Origin of the sequence: Labrenzia sp. THAF35 (assembly GCF_009363595.1) — a bacterium.
GTDB lineage: Bacteria > Pseudomonadota > Alphaproteobacteria > Rhizobiales > Stappiaceae > Roseibium > Roseibium algicola.
In genome coordinates, this window is the sequence record NZ_CP045380.1 from 4,190,368 (window position 1) to 4,207,966 (window position 17,599).

Genomic DNA, 17,599 nt, shown 5'->3' on the forward strand with positions numbered 1-17,599 from the left:
CGATCGCATGACAAGTTATGGACATGAACGTCCGGCGCCAGGTGCGCCGGACTTTCGCTTTGTGGAGCTGGAAACTGTCGGCTCCACGAATTCGCTGTGTTTCGACAAGGCACGGCAAGGGGACGCCGGTCATCTGTGGATCAGGGCAGACGAGCAGACCACAGGTCGTGGGCGCCGCGGGCGTGACTGGTCCTCACCGATAGGCAACATGTTCGCCAGCCTGCTTCTGATCGACCCAAAACCGGCTGAACGGATCGGCGAATTGCCGCTTGCTGCTGCCGTTGCATTGGCGGAAGCCGTTGACAAAGCCGCAGGTACACTGCAACTGGTAAGCCTGAAATGGCCAAACGACCTGCTTGTAGAGGGCTCGAAACTGTCCGGCATCCTGCTGGAGGCTGAAACGCTTAACGATGGCCGGCAGGCAGTTGTCCTTGGTTTCGGTGTCAATTGTGTTTCCCACCCGCCGTTGTCCTTGTATCAGGCGACGGATCTCAGGAGCTTGGGCTATCAGGTAACAGCTGAACGGTTGTTCGAATGTCTTGCGGAGACGCTGGCGGACAACCTGTCTCGCTGGCAGCAACCGGGCGGCTTTGAAGGAATTCGCCGAGCCTGGCTGAAACGGGCGGCACATCTGGGCAAGACCATAACGGTTCGGACTGCCCAGGAAGAAATTACCGGCACTTTTGCCGATTTGGACGCGCGCGGCCACCTGGTCCTGAAACAGGATGGTGGCGGTGAGCGAACGATTTATGCGGGTGATGTGTTTTTGCCTGGCGCTTGAGCGCCGGGCCGTTGCCCGATCTGACGTTTAAAGGAGCAATCCATGGCTTCGGCCAAGAAAAACAACAACAACAACGACATCGTGTTTCTGCCCCTGGGCGGGGTAGGCGAAATCGGCATGAACCTCGGTTTGTACGGCTATGGTCCGGAAGATGACCGGACATGGCTGATCGTCGACTGTGGTGTGAGTTTCGCCGGACCGGAGCTTCCGGGCATCGATGTAGTCGTTCCGGACATCAAGTTCCTGGAAGATGAAGTCGACAATATCGCCGGCATGGTGATTACCCACGCACATGAAGACCATTACGGCGGGATCCTGCATCTGTGGCCCTTCCTGAAGGTACCGGTCTATGCAACGGCCTTCACTGCCGGTCTGCTCGCAGCCAAAACGGAAAGCGAGCCGGGAGCAGAAGAGGTTCCGGTGACGGTGGTGAAGCAGGGTGAGCGCCACAAGATTGGTCCGTTTGATGTCGAATTTGTTGCGATGGCGCACTCCATTCCGGAGCCCTGCGCGCTGGCGATCCGCACGCCTGCCGGCATGGTGCTGCATACCGGCGACTGGAAGATCGACAGGACGCCTGGCGTCGGCCTTCCCATCGATTTGGACCGCCTTGCCGAGCTCGGCCGGGAAGGGGTGATGGCGCTTGTCTGTGACAGTACCAATGCAATTCGTGACGGTGTCAGCCCCAGCGAGGCAGATGTTGCTGTCGAGCTGAAAAAGGTGATGGCAAAGGCCAGCAAGCGAATTGCGGTTACCACCTTTGCATCCAACGTCGCCCGCATTCGGGCGATTGCGGAAGCCGCCGCCGCGAACGACCGCGACATGGTGATTGTCGGCCGCTCGATGCACCGGGTGATCGAGGTTGCCGGAGAGCTTGGCTATCTGGATGGACTGAAGCCGTTTCACGATGAAGAGGCCTATGGCTATCTGCCGCGGGAAAAGACCGTGCTTTTGTGCACGGGATCGCAAGGCGAAGCCCGCGCTGCCCTTGCCAGGATCGCAGCCGGCGACCATCGCAACATCGCGCTGTCAAAGGGTGATATGGTCATCTTTTCCTCGCGCACGATCCCCGGCAACGAGAAAGCCGTTGGTGAGGTGCTGAACAACCTTGCCGACAAGGATGTCGACATCATCACCGACCGTGACGCTCTTGTGCATGTGTCCGGTCACCCGCGCAGGGGCGAGCTGGAGCAGCTTTACAAACTGGTCCAGCCGAAAGTCGTGCTTCCCGTCCACGGGGAACCGTTGCATCTTGCCGCCCACGCTGCGTTCGCAAAGGACCTCGGAGTGCCTGAAGTGGTGCGCGGCAAGAACGGGGACATCATCCGCCTGAGTGCGGGGCGTGCCGGCATCATCGACGAGGCGCCGTCAGGCATCCTGGTGAAAGACGGCGATATCCTGGACGATCCGGAAGTCACCGGCGTCAAGGAACGGCGCAAGCTTTCGTTCGCAGGCGCTGCGGTGATCGCGCTGGTGGTCAACCGATCCGGGGAGCTGCTGGACGACCCCAATGTTGTCCTGTTGGGCTTGCCGGACACGGATGATGAAGGTGATCCGATGGAGGATATCGTCATTAAGGCTGTCAGGGGCGCTGTTACCAGCATCCCGAAGAACCGGCGCAAGGACAAGGATCTGGTTGCGGAGGCTGCGCGCCGTGCAGCCCGGTCCGAGATCCTGAACGTCTGGGGCAAAAAGACGCTCTGCAAGGTGATGGTGACCCAACTATAGTCATCACGGCGGCCTGAGTGGCCGCCGACAGCGGAGGTTTGCAAATGATCGGACGGCTCAATCACGTCGCCATTGCGGTGTCGGATATCGAAGCAGCAACGGCAGTCTACCGGGACACTCTCGGTGCAGAGGTTTCAGCCAGGGTAGAGCAGCCGGACCACGGCGTCAGCACGGTGTTCATCAACTTGCCGAACACCAAGATCGAGCTGCTTGAGCCGCTTGGCGAGAATTCTCCCATTGCAAAGTTCCTGGAAAAGAACCCCTCAGGTGGCATTCACCACGTTTGCTACGAGGTCGATGACATTATTGCCGCGCGCGACAAGCTGCTGGCAGATGGGGCCCGGGTACTCGGCGACGGTGAACCGAAGATAGGGGCGCATGGCAAACCTGTGCTGTTCCTGCATCCCAAGGACTTTCTCGGTACCTTGACCGAACTTGAAGAGGCTTAATTCATGTCCATCGCGTTTGGCATGGCCATCTATTTCATGCTCTGGTGGATCATTCTGTTTGCCATCCTGCCGTTCGGCATGCGCCGGACGCAGGAGGAAGCAGGCGAGGTTGTACCAGGAACCGAGCCAAGCGCTCCCGAGCAGCCGCGATTCCGTCGGGTAATCATCCTGACCACCATCGTGACCACTGTGGTTTTTGCCGGATACCTCGGTATGCGCAACTCGGGATTCGGGCTGGACGACATTCCGTTCCTCAACCCGCCAACCGGCAGCTACAGTCACCCGTCCAACTGACGGGTGCGCCTCCCGGGGCATATTTGTTCGGATCCCACGACAAGTGCGCCCGGTTGCAAGAAAACTGACGCTATTCCGCAAAGAAAAAAGGCAGAGCCAAGCTCTGCCTTTGTAAAGTTCCGCGTCTAAATTCGACCCTGTACCCTTACTGTCCGGTATTCCCGTACAGCTGGGCGGCTGCAAACCAAAAGGTGCGCCTGAGGGTCCTTCCTCCCAAGACTCAGACCGCGATGTCCTTGAGCCTCTTGGCATTTCTGCCAAGGCATCTTTTTGTTATGAAGATGGAAACTAGCGGATTGATTCAGCCTTGTCACCTATTTGTCGTGCACAGGCTATTTTTTTTGCTTGCCTATTTCCTTGGCGGCAATTGGTACTAAGACCTTAGTTCTGAAGCCGGCAAAAAATTAGGCGGCAAACTTCAGCAAATACCTGCATTTGCGCGCTATTTTGCCGTCATTTCTGTATAAGGCAGGCATGCCTGCGCAAAGGGCTTGTATTTGGTGGCTGCTTGCGCTTTGACTGCGCACAAAACAGGCGATGCCCAAGATTGAGAGAACATTCATGCGTCTTTCCCGTTACTTTCTGCCCATACTGAAAGAAACACCCAAGGAAGCGGAAATCGTGTCCCACCGGCTGATGCTGCGTGCCGGCATGATTCGTCAGCAGTCCGCCGGAATCTATTCCTGGTTGCCACTTGGGTTGAAGGTCCTGCGCAAGATCGAACGGATCGTCGAAGAAGAACAGGCAAGGGCAGGCGCGATCCAGTTGCTGATGCCGACGATCCAGTCAGCCGATCTGTGGCGTGAGAGTGGCCGGTATGATGCCTATGGCAAGGAGATGCTGCGCATCACCGACCGTCACGAGCGGGACATGCTGTTTGGGCCGACAAACGAGGAGATGATCACCGACATCTTCCGTGGCTACGTGCGATCCTACAAGGACCTGCCGCTGAACCTCTATCACATCCAGTGGAAGTTCCGTGACGAGGTGCGCCCGCGCTTTGGTGTCATGCGCGGCCGGGAGTTCCTGATGAAGGATGCCTATTCCTTCGATCTGGACAAGGAATCGGCCCGCCACGCCTATAACCGGATGTTTGTCGCGTACCTGCGCACATTCGCCCGCATGGGGCTGAAGGCGATCCCGATGAAAGCCGACACCGGCCCGATCGGCGGCGACATGAGCCACGAGTTCATCATTCTTGCCGACACCGGCGAAAGCGAAGTCTTCTGCGACAAGTCGTTGTTGGAGCTGCCGACGCCTGCGGAAGATACGGACTTCTCCTCCGACCTGACGCCGATCGTGACCGAATGGACGACGCCCTACGCGGCAACGGACGAAATGCACGACGAAGCCGCCTTCGGTGCACTGGCTGAAGACACCCGCGTGTCGGCGCGTGGTATCGAAGTCGGTCATATCTTCTATTTCGGTACCAAGTACTCCGATGCGATGGGTGCCAAGGTTGCGACAGCAGAAGGCACGGAAGTGCCGGTCCACATGGGCTCCTACGGTGTCGGCGTTTCACGCCTTCTTGGCGCCTTGATCGAAGCCAATCATGATGAAAATGGAATCGTCTGGCCGAAATCCGTCGCGCCGTTCCATGTCGGGCTGGTCAATCTGAAGCCGGGTGACGAGCTGACGGATCCGGTGTGTGAAGATCTCTATGCCAAGTTTGAAGCTGCCGGCATCGAGGTTCTTTACGACGATACGGACACCCGGGCCGGTGCCAAGTTCGCGACGATGGATCTGATTGGCTTGCCGTTCCAGGTCGTTGCCGGGCCGCGTGGACTGAAAGACGGTTTGCTGGAAGTCAAGGACCGGGCAACTGGGGAAAAGGAAATGCTTTCTCCGGAAGCCACCTTGAACAAGCTGACGGCGGCATTGACGGACTAACCAAGTCCGGTGATCCTCTGTGTGGGGATTCGGTCGCGGCGTCTGCTGCGGCCAGCCGGCCTGCCGGAAATATTTCGGTAGGTGGGCTGTGCTGAATTTGGGGCTGTGCTGAACTGGATGGACAATGACAGCGGTAGATACGGCGGACATTGACGACGGTCGCAAACCGGCAGCCCCGACACGCGCCTTTTCCGCATTTGAATGGATGATTGCAGGGCGCTACCTGCGATCAAGGCGCCGCGAAACCTTCATATCCGTCATTGCAGGCTTTTCCTTTGCTGGCATCATGCTTGGCGTGGCAACGCTGATCATCGTGATGGCAGTGATGAACGGGTTCCGGACGGAGCTTCTCGGCAAGATCCTGGGGATCAACGGTCATATGCTGGTTCAGCCGATCGACCAGCCACTGACGGACTATGATGCGGTTTCCGCCCGGTTGCAGGGTGTGCCGGATGTGGTCAGTGCGATGCCCTTTGTGGAAGGCCAGGCGCTGGTTTCCGGGCCTGCAGGGAATTTCGGAGCGCTCGTTCGCGGCCTTTACGAAAGCGATCTGCGCCGTGTGCCGCTTATCGCGAACAATGTGCGGGCCGGAACCCTTGACGGGTTCGACGAGGGCGAGGGGGTTGCCATCGGTTCGCGCATGGCGCAACAGCTCGGCATCACCCTTGGTGACAATGTCACCATTATCTCACCGCGTGGTAGTGTGACCCCCATGGGCGTTACGCCGCGGTTGAAGGCCTATCCGGTTACCGCCATTTTCGAAATCGGCATGAGTGAATACGACGCGACCTTCCTGTTCATGCCACTGGAAGAGGCGCAGGCCTATTTCAACATGGATACCAAGGCGACCGGTATCGAAGTTTATGTCGCTGACCCCGACAGGGTCGGTATCATGAAGGACACGATCGAGGAGGCTGCGGATCGGCCGGCTTTCGTAACCGACTGGCGCCAGCGCAATGTCACCTTCTTTGCAGCCCTTGAGGTGGAGCGGAACGTGATGTTCATCATCCTGACGCTGATCGTCCTGGTTGCGGCGCTCAATATCGTTTCCGGCATGATTATGCTGGTAAAGGACAAGGGCAAGGACATCGCGATTTTGAGGACCATGGGCGCGACGCGTGGGTCGATTATGCGGATCTTCCTGATAACAGGCGCCAGCATCGGCTTCGTGGGTACTTTCGCCGGCTTCTTCCTCGGACTTTTGGTCTGCCTGAACATCGAGAGCATCCGTCAATTCGTTTCCTGGCTTACCAGGACGGAGCTGTTCGATCCGACGCTCTACTTTTTGTCACAGCTGCCCGCGGAGATTGACTCCGGAGAGACGATAACAGTGCTTGTCATGGCGCTTGCGTTGTCACTGCTGGCGACGGTCTATCCTGCGTGGCGGGCTGCGCGGCTCGATCCCGTTGAAGCCCTCAGATATGAATAGGGAGACGGGAGATGAACATGGCCGTTGACCCCAACCAGGCACCGGGACTGGCGCCTGCCGCCCTGCAATTGTCTGGCATTACCCGCAGTTTCGACGAGGGTAATCGCGAACTTCATATCCTGAACGGCGCCGATCTGCGCATCGAGGCCGGTGAGATGGTTGCCCTGGTGGCGCCTTCCGGAACCGGCAAATCGACCCTCTTGCATATTGCAGGTTTGCTGGAGCGCCCGGACGAGGGCGATGTCTTCCTCGGACCGGTCAACTGTTCGGATCTGTCTGATGATGAGCGCACGGCCATCCGGCGTAACGACATCGGGTTCGTCTATCAGTTTCATCACCTGCTGCCGGAGTTTACCGCGCAGGAAAACGTGATGATGCCACAGATGATCCGTGGCTTGCCGCGAAAGATGGCAGCGGAGAGAGCAGACGAACTTTTGAAATACATGCGTCTCGGTGAGCGTGGCAGCCATCGCCCTTCGGAGCTTTCCGGCGGGGAGCAGCAGCGCGTTGCCGTTGCCCGTGCAGTTGCGAATGCGCCTCGTATCCTTCTTCTGGATGAACCGACGGGAAATCTGGACCCCAACACTGCAGGCTATGTATTCGACGCCTTGCAGGCATTGGTGCGGGCGTCCGGTGTTGCGACGCTGTTCGCAACTCACAACCTGGAACTGGCGGGCCGTATGGACAGGGCAATAACGCTGTCCGAAGGCTTGGTCAGGGACCTCTAGGTTTTTCCAGTCAGACAAGCCAAAAAATTGTTTCTACCCCATGTGAGCGGGCTCCTCAGGGCTACCGTTCTCCAGAAGAACAAAGCAAAAACCCTAAGTTTTCAGCAAATTTGATTTGCTTGATGACAAGGGGAACAAAAAGGGCTTGCAATAGGAACAAAAATGGAACATCATCCAGTTACGCAATTAGCAACGGTTGGAGGATGTGATGATCCATATCGCTCGTGATTTTGCCGCTTTCGGTGCAATGGTTTGCTTCTGCACGACGCTCGCTGTCTGGGGCGACGTGCTTCTGTCCGTCGGCTGATCAATCTCTGCTGAACGGTCGTTGTTTCGGCAAATGGTGCCAGTGCGTTTTTTGAGTTCCTTGACTCAGTCCACTGCGGTGTGATGCGAAGTCAGGATTACAAAGAACAGCGGTAACAACTCCTTCGGCGTCTCGACACGCTATTCCGAACACGCTTCACTTGAGCGCTGATTCTGGAAGATGTTATGAGAGCCGCCATGTCTGCTACAGATCCCAATAATTCTCTGTCTTCCGGTTCGTCAGAAAATGCCGGCAGTGAGGCAAGCGGTCCCGGCTATGTTCACCTCCGGGTCCATTCGGCGTTGTCGCTTCTGGAAGGTGCGTTGCCGATCAAGAAGCTTCTCGACCTCGCCAAGGCCGATGACCAGCCGGCGCTGGCGATTGCCGATACCAACAATCTGTTTGGCGCACAGGAATTTGCGACCAAAGCGTGGGGATCCGGAATTCAGCCGATTGCCGCGTGTCAGCTTTCCGTCTTTTTCGACGATGGACTTGAAAGCGGGCGGAGAGGGGAACCTGCGCTTTCGGACGTTGTTCTTCTCGCCATGACAGAAGCCGGTTACGGCAATCTGATGGAGCTGAGTTCTCGGGCGTTCCTCGACACGGAAACCGGTCTGAGGCCACACGTTTCCTCCGGGTATCTTCTATCAAAGTCCGAAGGCGTTATCATTCTGACCGGTGGTGTTGGCGGGCCGATCGGGGCAGCGCTCCTTGCCAGCCGCAAGGACCTCGCAAAAAGCCGGTTGGAAACATTGGCGGACCGTTTTCCCGGTCGTTGCTACGTGGAAATCCAGCGCCATGGCATGGAAGCCGAGCGCAAGACCGAAGACGCGTTTCTCGATCTGGCCTACGAATACGGGCTGCCACTGGTCGCCACCAACGAAGCCTTCTTTCCCAAGCGCGAAGACTATGAAGCTCATGACGCCCTGATCTGCATTTCCGAGGGCAGGGTGCTGATCGAGGACGACCGCAGACGGCTGACACCGGAGCACTACTTCAAAAGCCGCGCGGAAATGTGCGCGCTCTTTGCGGATTTGCCAGAGGCACTTGTCTCAACGGTAGAGATTGCCCGGCGCTGCAGCTTCCGCCCGTTGAAGCGCGCGCCGATCCTGCCCCGGTTTGCCGGTGCGGATGCGGATCCGGAAGAAGCGGAGAAGGCAGAAGCGGAAGAGTTGATCCGCCAGGCACGCGAAGGATTGCAGGCGCGCCTTGATGCCCACGGACTGGCGCCGGGTCTTGAGGAGAAGGACTACTGGGACCGTCTCGACTACGAGACCGGCATCATCGAGCGCATGAAGTTTCCCGGGTACTTCCTGATCGTTGCCGACTTCATCAAATGGGCAAAAGGGCAGGATATTCCGGTCGGCCCGGGTCGCGGGTCCGGTGCGGGGTCCCTGGTTGCCTGGTCCCTGACCATTACCGACCTCGATCCCATGCGGTTCTCGCTGCTGTTCGAACGCTTCCTCAATCCTGAACGCGTTTCGATGCCTGACTTCGATATCGACTTCTGCCAGACCCGGCGTGAAGAAGTGATCCGCTATGTTCAGGAAAAATACGGCCGGCAGCAGGTCGCGCAGATCATCACCTTCGGATCGCTTCAGGCCCGTGCCGTGTTGCGCGATGTCGGCCGCGTACTGCAAATGCCTTATGGCCAGGTCGACCGGCTCTGCAAACTTGTTCCCGCCAACCCGGCAAATCCTGTAACGCTTGGTCAGGCGATCGAGGAGGAGCCACGCCTGCGCGAGGCAGCCAAGGAAGAGGAAATCGTCGAGCGGCTGCTGGGCATGGCTCAGAAGCTCGAAGGCCTTTACCGGCATGCTTCCACGCACGCGGCGGGCGTTGTCATCGGTGACAGGCCTCTGGAACAGCTGGTTCCGCTCTATCGAGACCCGCGTTCCGACATGCCGGTTGCCCAGTTCAACATGAAGATGGTGGAAGACGCCGGACTTGTTAAGTTCGACTTCCTCGGCCTGAAGACACTGACGGTTATCGATACGGCGGTGAAGCTGATTGAACGGCGCGGTATCGATGTCGACGTCGCAGCCCTGCCGATCGACGACGAGAAAACCTACAAGCTGCTGGCGCGCGGCGAAACGTTTGGCGTGTTCCAGCTGGAAAGTCAGGGCATGCGCCGCGCGATTGCAGGCATGAAACCCGACCGGTTCGAAGACATCATTGCCCTTGTGGCTTTGTATCGTCCCGGACCGATGGAGAACATCCCGGTCTACAACGCGGTGAAGCACGGCGAACAGGACCCGGACTGCCTGCATCCGCTGCTTGAACCCATCCTGATGGAGACGAACGGCATTATCGTCTACCAGGAACAGGTGATGCAGATTGCACAGGTTCTGTCCGGCTACTCTCTCGGTGAAGCTGACCTTCTGCGCCGCGCCATGGGTAAGAAGATTGCCGCGGAAATGGAAGTCCAGCGGGCGCGTTTTGTCGACGGCGCGGTGGAGCGTGGGATCAACAAGAGCCACGCCGGAACAATCTTCGATCTTGTGGCGAAGTTCGCCAACTACGGCTTCAACAAGTCGCACGCTGCGGCGTATGCACTGGTCTCCTATCATACGGCCTGGCTCAAGGCGAACCACCCGGTCGAGTTCATGGCCGCTTCCATGACGCTGGATCTGGGCAATACGGAAAAACTGGGCGACTACCGGCAGGAATGTCGGCGCATGAAGATCGAGATCGAGCCGCCGTCAATCAACCGCGGGCAAGTCTATTTTGACGTTGCCGACGGCAAGATCCTCTACGCGATGGGCGCGATCAAGGGTGTCGGCGAGCAGGCGGTTGAACACATTGTTGAGGTTCGGGGCGACAAGCCTTTCAAGAGCCTTGGCGATTTTGCGCGTCGGATTTCACCCAAGGCCCTCAACAAGCGAACGCTTGAAAACCTGGTCGCAGCCGGAGCATTCGATGAGCTTGAGCCCAACCGGGCACGGGTTTTTGAAGGCCTCGACCGGATCATGGGCCTGGCTCAACGCACCGAGGAAAACAAGACGCTCGGCCAGGACGAGCTTTTTGGAGGCAGCGACAGCGAAGAACCCTTGCAGCTGGATGATGTCCATGGCTGGACAAACGAAGAGAAGCTGCAGCGGGAACACTCGGCGATCGGGTTTTACCTGTCAGCGCATCCGATCGACGAATACGCCTCCGTGCTGGAAAAGATGCGGGCACAGCCGTGGAGCCAGTTTTCGGAAGCGGTCAAGAAGGGGGCGTCTCACGGCCGGCTTGCCGGCACCGTTGTGTCCATGCAGGAACGCAAGACCAAGACCGGCAATCGCATGGGTATCGTTCGCCTGTCCGATGCTACGGGCCAGTATGAGGCGTTGCTCTTCCGTGAGAAACTCGAACAGTTCCGGGATGCCTTGCAGGCTGGACGTTCCGTTGTCGTGCTCGTCGGGGCCGACATGCGCGACGACGAGCCCTCCCTTCGAATCGAACAGGTTGATCCGATCGATCAGGTTGCAGCCCGTCTGCAGAAAAGCATGCGTGTCTTTGTTCGCGATGAACGTCCAATCCCGAGCCTTGCAAAGCAGTTGCAGGTGAGGGGTGAAGGTGACGTGACGGTGATTGTGCTTCTGGAAAACGGCGCACGGGAAGTGGAGGTCAAGCTCCCCGGCCGGTTCCGCCTGTCACCGGAAATTGCGGGCGCGCTCAAGGCAGTGCCAGGTGTAACGGACGTACAGGTGGCGTGAGCGTCCAGAGGCGCCAACAATTCGACTTCACTACGGGAGCGCTGGTGCGCCAGGGTTTCTATGGTCCTGAAAATGCTCGCTCAGTCAGTTGCCGATTCGGGCGCTGTGATAGTCCTTGAGCGCAGTGGCCAGCTGCAACGCAAAGCGCGCTGAAGCCACGGGAAGTGTCCGCCCGCGCATCTGGCCCAGAATTAGGTTACCGGGTGGCAGGTCCTTGCTCGAGATCGGTTTGAAAACCAGCGAGCCGTCATCCTGCTCTCTGAGCCCCAGAGGGATCTGGAAGCCGATCAGTTTCTCACAAAGAACGTAGTGCCGGATCAGGTCGAAGCTTTCGGTTTCGACAGCGGGAGATACGCGGCGACTGCCACGCCGGGCGGCAAAGTCCAGCAGATGCCTGACGCCATATTTGGTTGTCGGGGCGACGTGGGGCACGTCGAGACAATCCCGCAGGCGCACCTCCGCTTTTTTTGCCAGTGGGTGGTCGCTAGCCATGACCGCATAAACCTCCTGCGGGATGACATGAAGCACCTCGAAATCCACCAGATAGACTGGCTCGAACACCAGTGCCAGGTCGCTGGAATAGGACACGAGTTCCTGCTCGGCCTGGGTTCTGTCCCTGACGTTGACCGAAAACGTGACGCCCGGATGATCACGCCGGTACCGGGCGATCTGCTCGGGCAGGAAATAAGGAACCATAGCCTGCGAGCAGGCGATGGAAACGTGCCCTCTGCGTTCTCCTGCAAGATCCGCGACCTGGCTCTGCACACGAGCAAGGTCTGAAAGGCTTGCGCGGTAGTGGTGGAGAAGAAGCTCTCCGGCAGGGTTGAGACGTACACCCTTCGGTAGGCGCTCAAAGAGCTGTGCGCCAAACTCCTGCTCGAATCTTTGCACCCGGCGCGTGAGCGCCGAGGCGGTCAGGTTCATGTCTTCCGCCGCTTTTCTGATGGAACCCGCTCGGGCGACAGCCTCAATGAGCTGAAACGTGTATAAGTGTCTCATTTCAATAGGCTTTGTTTATAGCGTTGCATTTTTTTCATCGCATCTGTGAATTTATAGCATTTTTCGGAAACAGAAAACACCTGCAAGCTTCGGAAAGCCAATCGCACAGCGGAGTTTCCGAACATGTCCCTACACAGACGCGAATTCCTCAAAGTCGGAGCTGCCGTCGTCGGCGCCCTCCCGTTTTCCCGGTCCCTGTCTGCCTTCGCCGCAAGCGATACTCTGGTGGCGGTGACCGGTCAGACCATCAACAGTCTGGATCTTCACCGTACCGGTACCAACAGGGCCAGCTATCAGGTTGCCATCAACAGTTATGACCGGTTGATTACGTTCGGCAGCAAGACCCTGGAAGATGGCAGCGTTTCCTTCGACTATTCGAAGCTGGAACCGGAACTCGCGGAAAGCTGGACAATTTCCGACGACGGTTTGACCATTACCTTCAAGCTGAAGCCGAACGCCGTCTTCTGGGACGGCAGCAAGGTGACTGCTGAGGATGTAAAATGGTCTTTCGACAGGGCCGTGTCAGTTGGCGGGTTCCCGAGCACGCAGATGAAAGCTGGCGGCCTTGTGCGGCCGGATCAGTTTGAAGCCGTCGACGAGGAAACCTTTGTCGTCAAGCTCGACAAGCCATCAAAGCTATCCTTGCCGGATCTGGCAGTTCCTGTGCCATTCGTCATCAATTCGAAAGTCGCCAAGGAACATGCGACAGCCGATGATCCCTGGGCGACTGAGTATCTTCACACGACACCTGCCGGGTCCGGGGCCTACAAGGTTGCCCGTTGGGATTCCGGCCAGCAGATCGTTTACGAACGCTTTGACGAATGGGCTGGTGGACCTTTGCCAAAGGTTCGCAGAATCATTGTTCGAGAAGTGCCGAGCCCGGCAACGCGCCGCGCCCTGATCGAACGTGGTGATGTGCAGGTGTCCTTCGACATACCGGATAAGGATGCTGCTGAGCTCGCTGAAAAGGTGAAGGTGTATTCCACACCGATTGCCAACACCATGCATGTGGTAGGCCTGAATTACACTTTCGAACCTTTCCAGGATCCGAATGTGCGCAAGGCTATCGCCTATGCGATTCCCTACAAGGACATCTTCGATACTGCAGCTTACGGCCGCGGCGCACCGTTGTGGGGCGGTAGCGAGACCATTGAAGACACCTCCTGGCCGCGTAAGTCGCCCTATAGCCATGACATGGAGAAAGCCAAGGAGTTGCTTGCAGCATCCGCCTATCCTGATGGCTTCGAAGTCCCTCTGTCGATCAGCACAGACCTTGCATCCTGGATGGAGCCAACTGCACTGCTGATCCAGGAAAGTCTCGGCAAACTCGGCATCAAGACGGAAATCGAGAAGATCCCCGGGGCAAACTGGCGCACGGCGGTGCTCGTGGAAAAGCGCTTGCCACTACATCTGGAAAACTTCGGCGGCTGGCTGGACACACCCGACTACTACTTCTTCTGGGCGTATCAGGAAGGCAACCTTTTCAATTCCTCGAATTATCGAAACGAGGAAATCGAGACCCTGACCTCGGAAACGCTTCACATGGCGCAGGACGATCCTGAGTACGCGCCGAAGATCAAGCGGATGTTCGAGATCGCGATGGAAGACCTGCCGAGGATTCCGCTTTATCAGCCGGCGCTCAACGTCGCGGTCAACAGTGCCGACGGTTACGAGTTCTGGTTCCACCGCCAGCTCGATGTCCGCTCTCTGACGAACGTGGAGAGCTAGGTCATGGCGCGTCGCAGCTCAGCTACGCTTAACCGCATTCTGCAGGCGATACCGGTTCTGATAGGCGTTGTGGTGATCAGCTTCATCCTCACCCGTGCCTTGCCCGGTGACCCAGCAGTGCAATTTGCCGGAGCTGCGGCAACGCCTGAATCCATCGAAGAGGTTCGACGGTCTCTGGGCCTCGACAAACCGTTGCCGGAGCAGTTCCTGATCTATGTAGGAGATCTGCTGCAGGGAGATCTGGGCCAGTCGGTTTCCACCGGCCGGCCCGTTGCGACGGAACTTGCGTCCCGACTGCCGGCCTCGCTCGAATTGACGCTGTCCGCCCTGATCCTGTCCTGCCTGATAGCCGTTCCACTCGGCGTTCTGGCAGCGACACGGCCGGGAACCTGGATTGACCAGCTATGCCGGATACTTGTCACCGCCGGCGTATCTCTGCCGACATTCTTCACTGGCATCGTTCTGATCTATGTTTTCTATTACCTCTTGGGCATCGCTCCGTCGCCCCTCGGCAGGCTCGATTTCATCTATCTTGATCCGCCCAGGATTACCGGGTTCTTCCTGATCGACGCTGCAATTGCCGGAGATTGGGAAACCTGGTTCGGGGCGCTGAAGCAGCTGGTCTTGCCAGCAACGACGCTAGCCCTCTTCACCCTTGCCCCGATCGCGCGCATGACGCGAGCGGCGATGCTGTCTGCATTGGCGGCCGACTATGTCAGAACCGCACGGGCAGCAGGCCTCGGACCAGGGATGGTCCTCTACGGCTACGCTTTCCGCAACGCCCTGCTTCCGGTCGTGACCACGCTGGGCATGGTGTTTTCCTTTGTGCTTGGGGCGAATGTGCTGGTCGAGAAGGTCTTCGCCTGGCCAGGCATCGGGTCCTATGCAGTCGAGGCGCTTGTGGTTTCCGATTACGCCGCGGTTCAGGGGTTCGTTCTGGCGATGGCATTGCTGTTCGTCATTCTCAACCTGTTGATCGATCTGTCCTATTCGCTGATTGATCCACGTTTCGGGACATCTTCGAAATGAGTGATACGACGTTGCCTCCAACCGTCGCGGAGCGGAAGACCGGCTCCGGTGCGCTGGCCCATACGATCTATGTCCTTCGGGAAAATCCGGTCACGGCCCTGTCTTTCGCCATGTTCGCTTTTTTCATCGGATCAGCAGTGCTCGGACCTGCACTGGTTCCCTACGATCCGCTGCAGACGAATGCGGCAAATGCATTGCAGGCCCCCAGCTGGTCTCATTGGTTCGGAACCGACAATCTTGGCCGCGATGTCTTTTCAAGGGTGATCGTTGCAACGCGCCTTGATCTGATCATCTCGGTGTCCGCTGTCGCGCTTTCCTTCGTCATCGGTTCGGTCCTCGGTGCCGTGGCCGGTTACCGTGGAGGCTGGCTGGATGTCGTGCTCAACCGGTTTCTCGACACCATCATGGCCTTTCCATTGTTCGTGCTGGCCATGGGCATTGTGGCGGCGCTCGGGAATTCGATTTCCAACATCATTCTGGCCACTGCGATCATCAACATTCCGTTCTATGCCCGTCTTGTTCGTGCGGAGGTCAACATCCGGCGGGAAGCCGGCTTCACGCTTGCCGCAAAGCTTGCCGGCAATTCGGATACCAGGGTGCTCGCGTTTCACATATTCCCGAATGCCCTGCCGCCAATGATGGTGCAGGTCTCGCTCAATCTGGGGTGGGCCATTTTGAACGCGGCCGGGCTGTCCTTTATCGGCCTTGGTGTTCGTCCGCCCACACCGGAGTGGGGCATCATGGTTGCTGAAGGCGCGAATTTCATCGTGTCCGGCGAGTGGTGGCTGGCGTTGTTTCCGGGGCTCTGGCTGATGCTGGCAGTCTTTACCTTCAACCTGATGGGAGACGGTCTTCGCGACATCGTCGACCCGCGTCGCCGGACCTGAGGAGCTTTGCCATGCTGACCATCAAGGATCTCAAAGTTGCCTTCAAGACGCGCCGCGGTGACGTTCAGGCCGTCAAGGGTATCAGCTTCGATCTGGCCAAGGGCGAACGTCTGGGCATTGTGGGGGAAAGCGGATCGGGAAAATCCGTTACATCTTATGCCCTGATGCGCATTCTGGACGCCGGTGGCCGGATCAAATCCGGTGAGGCGGTATATGACGGTATCGATCTCAAACAGGCGGCGGAGCGCGACATGCGTGAAATCCGCGGTCGGGAGATCTCGATGATCTTTCAGAACCCGCGTGCCGCACTCAATCCCATTCGGAAGGTTGGGCACCAGCTTGAGGATGTCCTTCGCCAGCATGGCCGGGCGACCAGGCAAAATGCGAAAGCAAAGGCAATCGAGGCACTGGAGGCGGTGAAGATCAACGAGGCAGCTGAGCGTTACGAAGCCTATCCCTTCGAGCTTTCGGGGGGCATGTGCCAGCGTGTCGTGATTGCCATTGCGCTTGCCTGTGACCCCAAGCTTCTCATCGCGGACGAGCCGACCACCGGCCTCGATATCACCACCCAAAAGGCCGTCATGGACCTTGTCGATGATCTTGTTCGGGCGCGCGAAATGTCGTCGATCCTGATTACGCACGATCTCGGCCTGGCGTCCGAATATTGCGACCGCATCGTCGTGATGAAGGACGGTGTCATTGTGGAGGAGGGCAGGCCGGCGGACCTGTTTTCAAACCCTCGACATGCCTATACCAGAAAACTGGTGGACGCGACGCCGCGGCGCGGAGCCAGCATTCGTTCATTGCTGCCGGAAGATCAACGCGCGCCGCTGGCCGCACGGACAATCGGCAATTCTCCGATGATGGAAGTCGTCAACCTGACCAAGACCTACCAGGGTAAATCCGGTCCGGTGTACGCCGTCAAGGGCATCAGCTTCACTATTCGCGAAGGCGAAAGTGTCGGACTGGTCGGCGAATCCGGCTGCGGAAAATCCACCACGTCTTCCATGATCGTGCGACTGCTTGATCCGACGTCGGGCCACCTGCTTTTCAGGGGGGAGGATATTGCCAAGCTCCCGTCGGAGAACTTCTCCCGGCATCCACTGCGGCAGAAAATCCAGATGGTCTTCCAGGATGCGACGGACAGTCTCAATCCCAGACATACCGCCCGCCAGTCGATCGCCGAACCCTTGAAGCGTTTGACAGGATTGAAAGGCGCCCACTTGGGCGAACGGGTGGAAGAGTTGGCCGCATTAACAGGCTTGCCGAGCCATCTTCTTGATCGGTTTCCGCACCAGCTGTCAGGGGGGCAGAAGGCGCGCGTCGGCATAGCCAGGGCAATCGCCCCGGATCCCGATCTCCTGATCCTTGATGAGCCGACTGCCGCTCTGGATGTTTCCATTCAGGCCGTTGTCCTGAACCTGCTTGCAGACCTGCGGGCCCGGCTTGGCATGAGTTACCTTTTCGTCAGCCATGATCTCAATGTCGTGCGTCTGCTGTGCGACCATGTCGTCGTCATGAAGGGCGGCAAAGTTGTTGAGGCTGGAGCCGTCGAGACAGTCATGGACACGCCCCAGAACCCGTACACTCGCGAATTGCTTACGGCTGCGCCCCAGGCACCGGCGCGCAAAACCGCCGCCTAAGACATT

13 protein-coding genes are annotated in these 17,599 nt (G+C 58.2%); 12 read left to right on the forward strand and 1 reads right to left on the reverse strand.

Annotated elements, in window-relative coordinates:
- Positions 1–7: 7 nt before the first annotated feature.
- The 8 genes from FIU93_RS19205 (at position 8) to dnaE (ending at position 11,307) form a co-directional block, all read left to right on the forward strand.
- On the forward strand, positions 8–781 hold the full coding sequence (locus tag FIU93_RS19205) for a biotin--[acetyl-CoA-carboxylase] ligase (RefSeq protein WP_075282115.1): 774 nt from the start codon (positions 8–10) through the stop codon (positions 779–781).
- A gap of 42 nt (positions 782–823) precedes the next feature.
- On the forward strand, positions 824–2,509 hold the full coding sequence (locus FIU93_RS19210; RefSeq protein ID WP_055654514.1) for a ribonuclease J: 1,686 nt from the start codon (positions 824–826) through the stop codon (positions 2,507–2,509).
- Between the two features lie 44 nt (positions 2,510–2,553).
- Complete coding sequence (gene mce / locus FIU93_RS19215; protein WP_152506459.1) at positions 2,554–2,958, forward strand: methylmalonyl-CoA epimerase; 405 nt, start codon at positions 2,554–2,556, stop codon at positions 2,956–2,958.
- A gap of 3 nt (positions 2,959–2,961) precedes the next feature.
- Complete coding sequence (locus tag FIU93_RS19220; protein ID WP_022998440.1) at positions 2,962–3,252, forward strand: DUF1467 family protein; 291 nt, start codon at positions 2,962–2,964, stop codon at positions 3,250–3,252.
- A gap of 561 nt (positions 3,253–3,813) precedes the next feature.
- On the forward strand, positions 3,814–5,142 hold the full coding sequence (gene proS, locus FIU93_RS19225) for a proline--tRNA ligase (RefSeq protein WP_031268416.1): 1,329 nt from the start codon (positions 3,814–3,816) through the stop codon (positions 5,140–5,142).
- A 124-nt stretch (positions 5,143–5,266) separates the two neighbouring features.
- On the forward strand, positions 5,267–6,571 hold the full coding sequence (locus FIU93_RS19230; protein WP_022998442.1) for a lipoprotein-releasing ABC transporter permease subunit: 1,305 nt from the start codon (positions 5,267–5,269) through the stop codon (positions 6,569–6,571).
- An 11-nt stretch (positions 6,572–6,582) separates the two neighbouring features.
- Positions 6,583–7,299 carry an ABC transporter ATP-binding protein gene (locus FIU93_RS19235; RefSeq protein WP_022998443.1) on the forward strand — a complete coding sequence of 239 codons (717 nt, stop codon included), beginning with the start codon at positions 6,583–6,585 and terminating at the stop codon, positions 7,297–7,299.
- A gap of 531 nt (positions 7,300–7,830) precedes the next feature.
- A complete protein-coding gene (gene dnaE / locus FIU93_RS19240; protein WP_152507639.1) occupies positions 7,831–11,307 on the forward strand; it encodes a DNA polymerase III subunit alpha in 3,477 nt (1,158 codons plus the stop codon).
- Positions 11,308–11,391: 84 nt separating this feature from the next.
- On the opposite strand, the gene FIU93_RS19245 is transcribed toward dnaE, so the two are convergent.
- Positions 11,392–12,231, reverse strand: a complete 840-nt coding sequence (locus FIU93_RS19245) for a LysR substrate-binding domain-containing protein (protein ID WP_228866622.1) — start codon at positions 12,229–12,231, stop codon at positions 11,392–11,394.
- Positions 12,232–12,429: 198 nt separating this feature from the next.
- On the opposite strand from FIU93_RS19245, the gene FIU93_RS19250 reads away from it, so the two are divergent.
- Genes FIU93_RS19250 through FIU93_RS19265 form a run of 4 tightly spaced genes read left to right on the forward strand, consistent with a single transcriptional unit; the run spans position 12,430 to position 17,593 of the window.
- Positions 12,430–14,034 (forward strand): ABC transporter substrate-binding protein, encoded by a 1,605-nt coding sequence (locus FIU93_RS19250; RefSeq protein ID WP_152506460.1) that lies wholly within the window; start codon positions 12,430–12,432, stop codon positions 14,032–14,034.
- Positions 14,035–14,037: 3 nt separating this feature from the next.
- Complete coding sequence (locus FIU93_RS19255) at positions 14,038–15,063, forward strand: ABC transporter permease (protein ID WP_022998448.1); 1,026 nt, start codon at positions 14,038–14,040, stop codon at positions 15,061–15,063.
- Complete coding sequence (locus FIU93_RS19260) at positions 15,060–15,950, forward strand: ABC transporter permease (protein WP_022998449.1); 891 nt, start codon at positions 15,060–15,062, stop codon at positions 15,948–15,950. The genes FIU93_RS19255 and FIU93_RS19260 overlap by 4 nt, the downstream gene beginning before the upstream one ends.
- 11 nt (positions 15,951–15,961) lie before the next feature.
- Positions 15,962–17,593 carry an ABC transporter ATP-binding protein gene (locus tag FIU93_RS19265; protein WP_055654506.1) on the forward strand — a complete coding sequence of 544 codons (1,632 nt, stop codon included), beginning with the start codon at positions 15,962–15,964 and terminating at the stop codon, positions 17,591–17,593.
- Positions 17,594–17,599 lie beyond the last annotated feature (6 nt).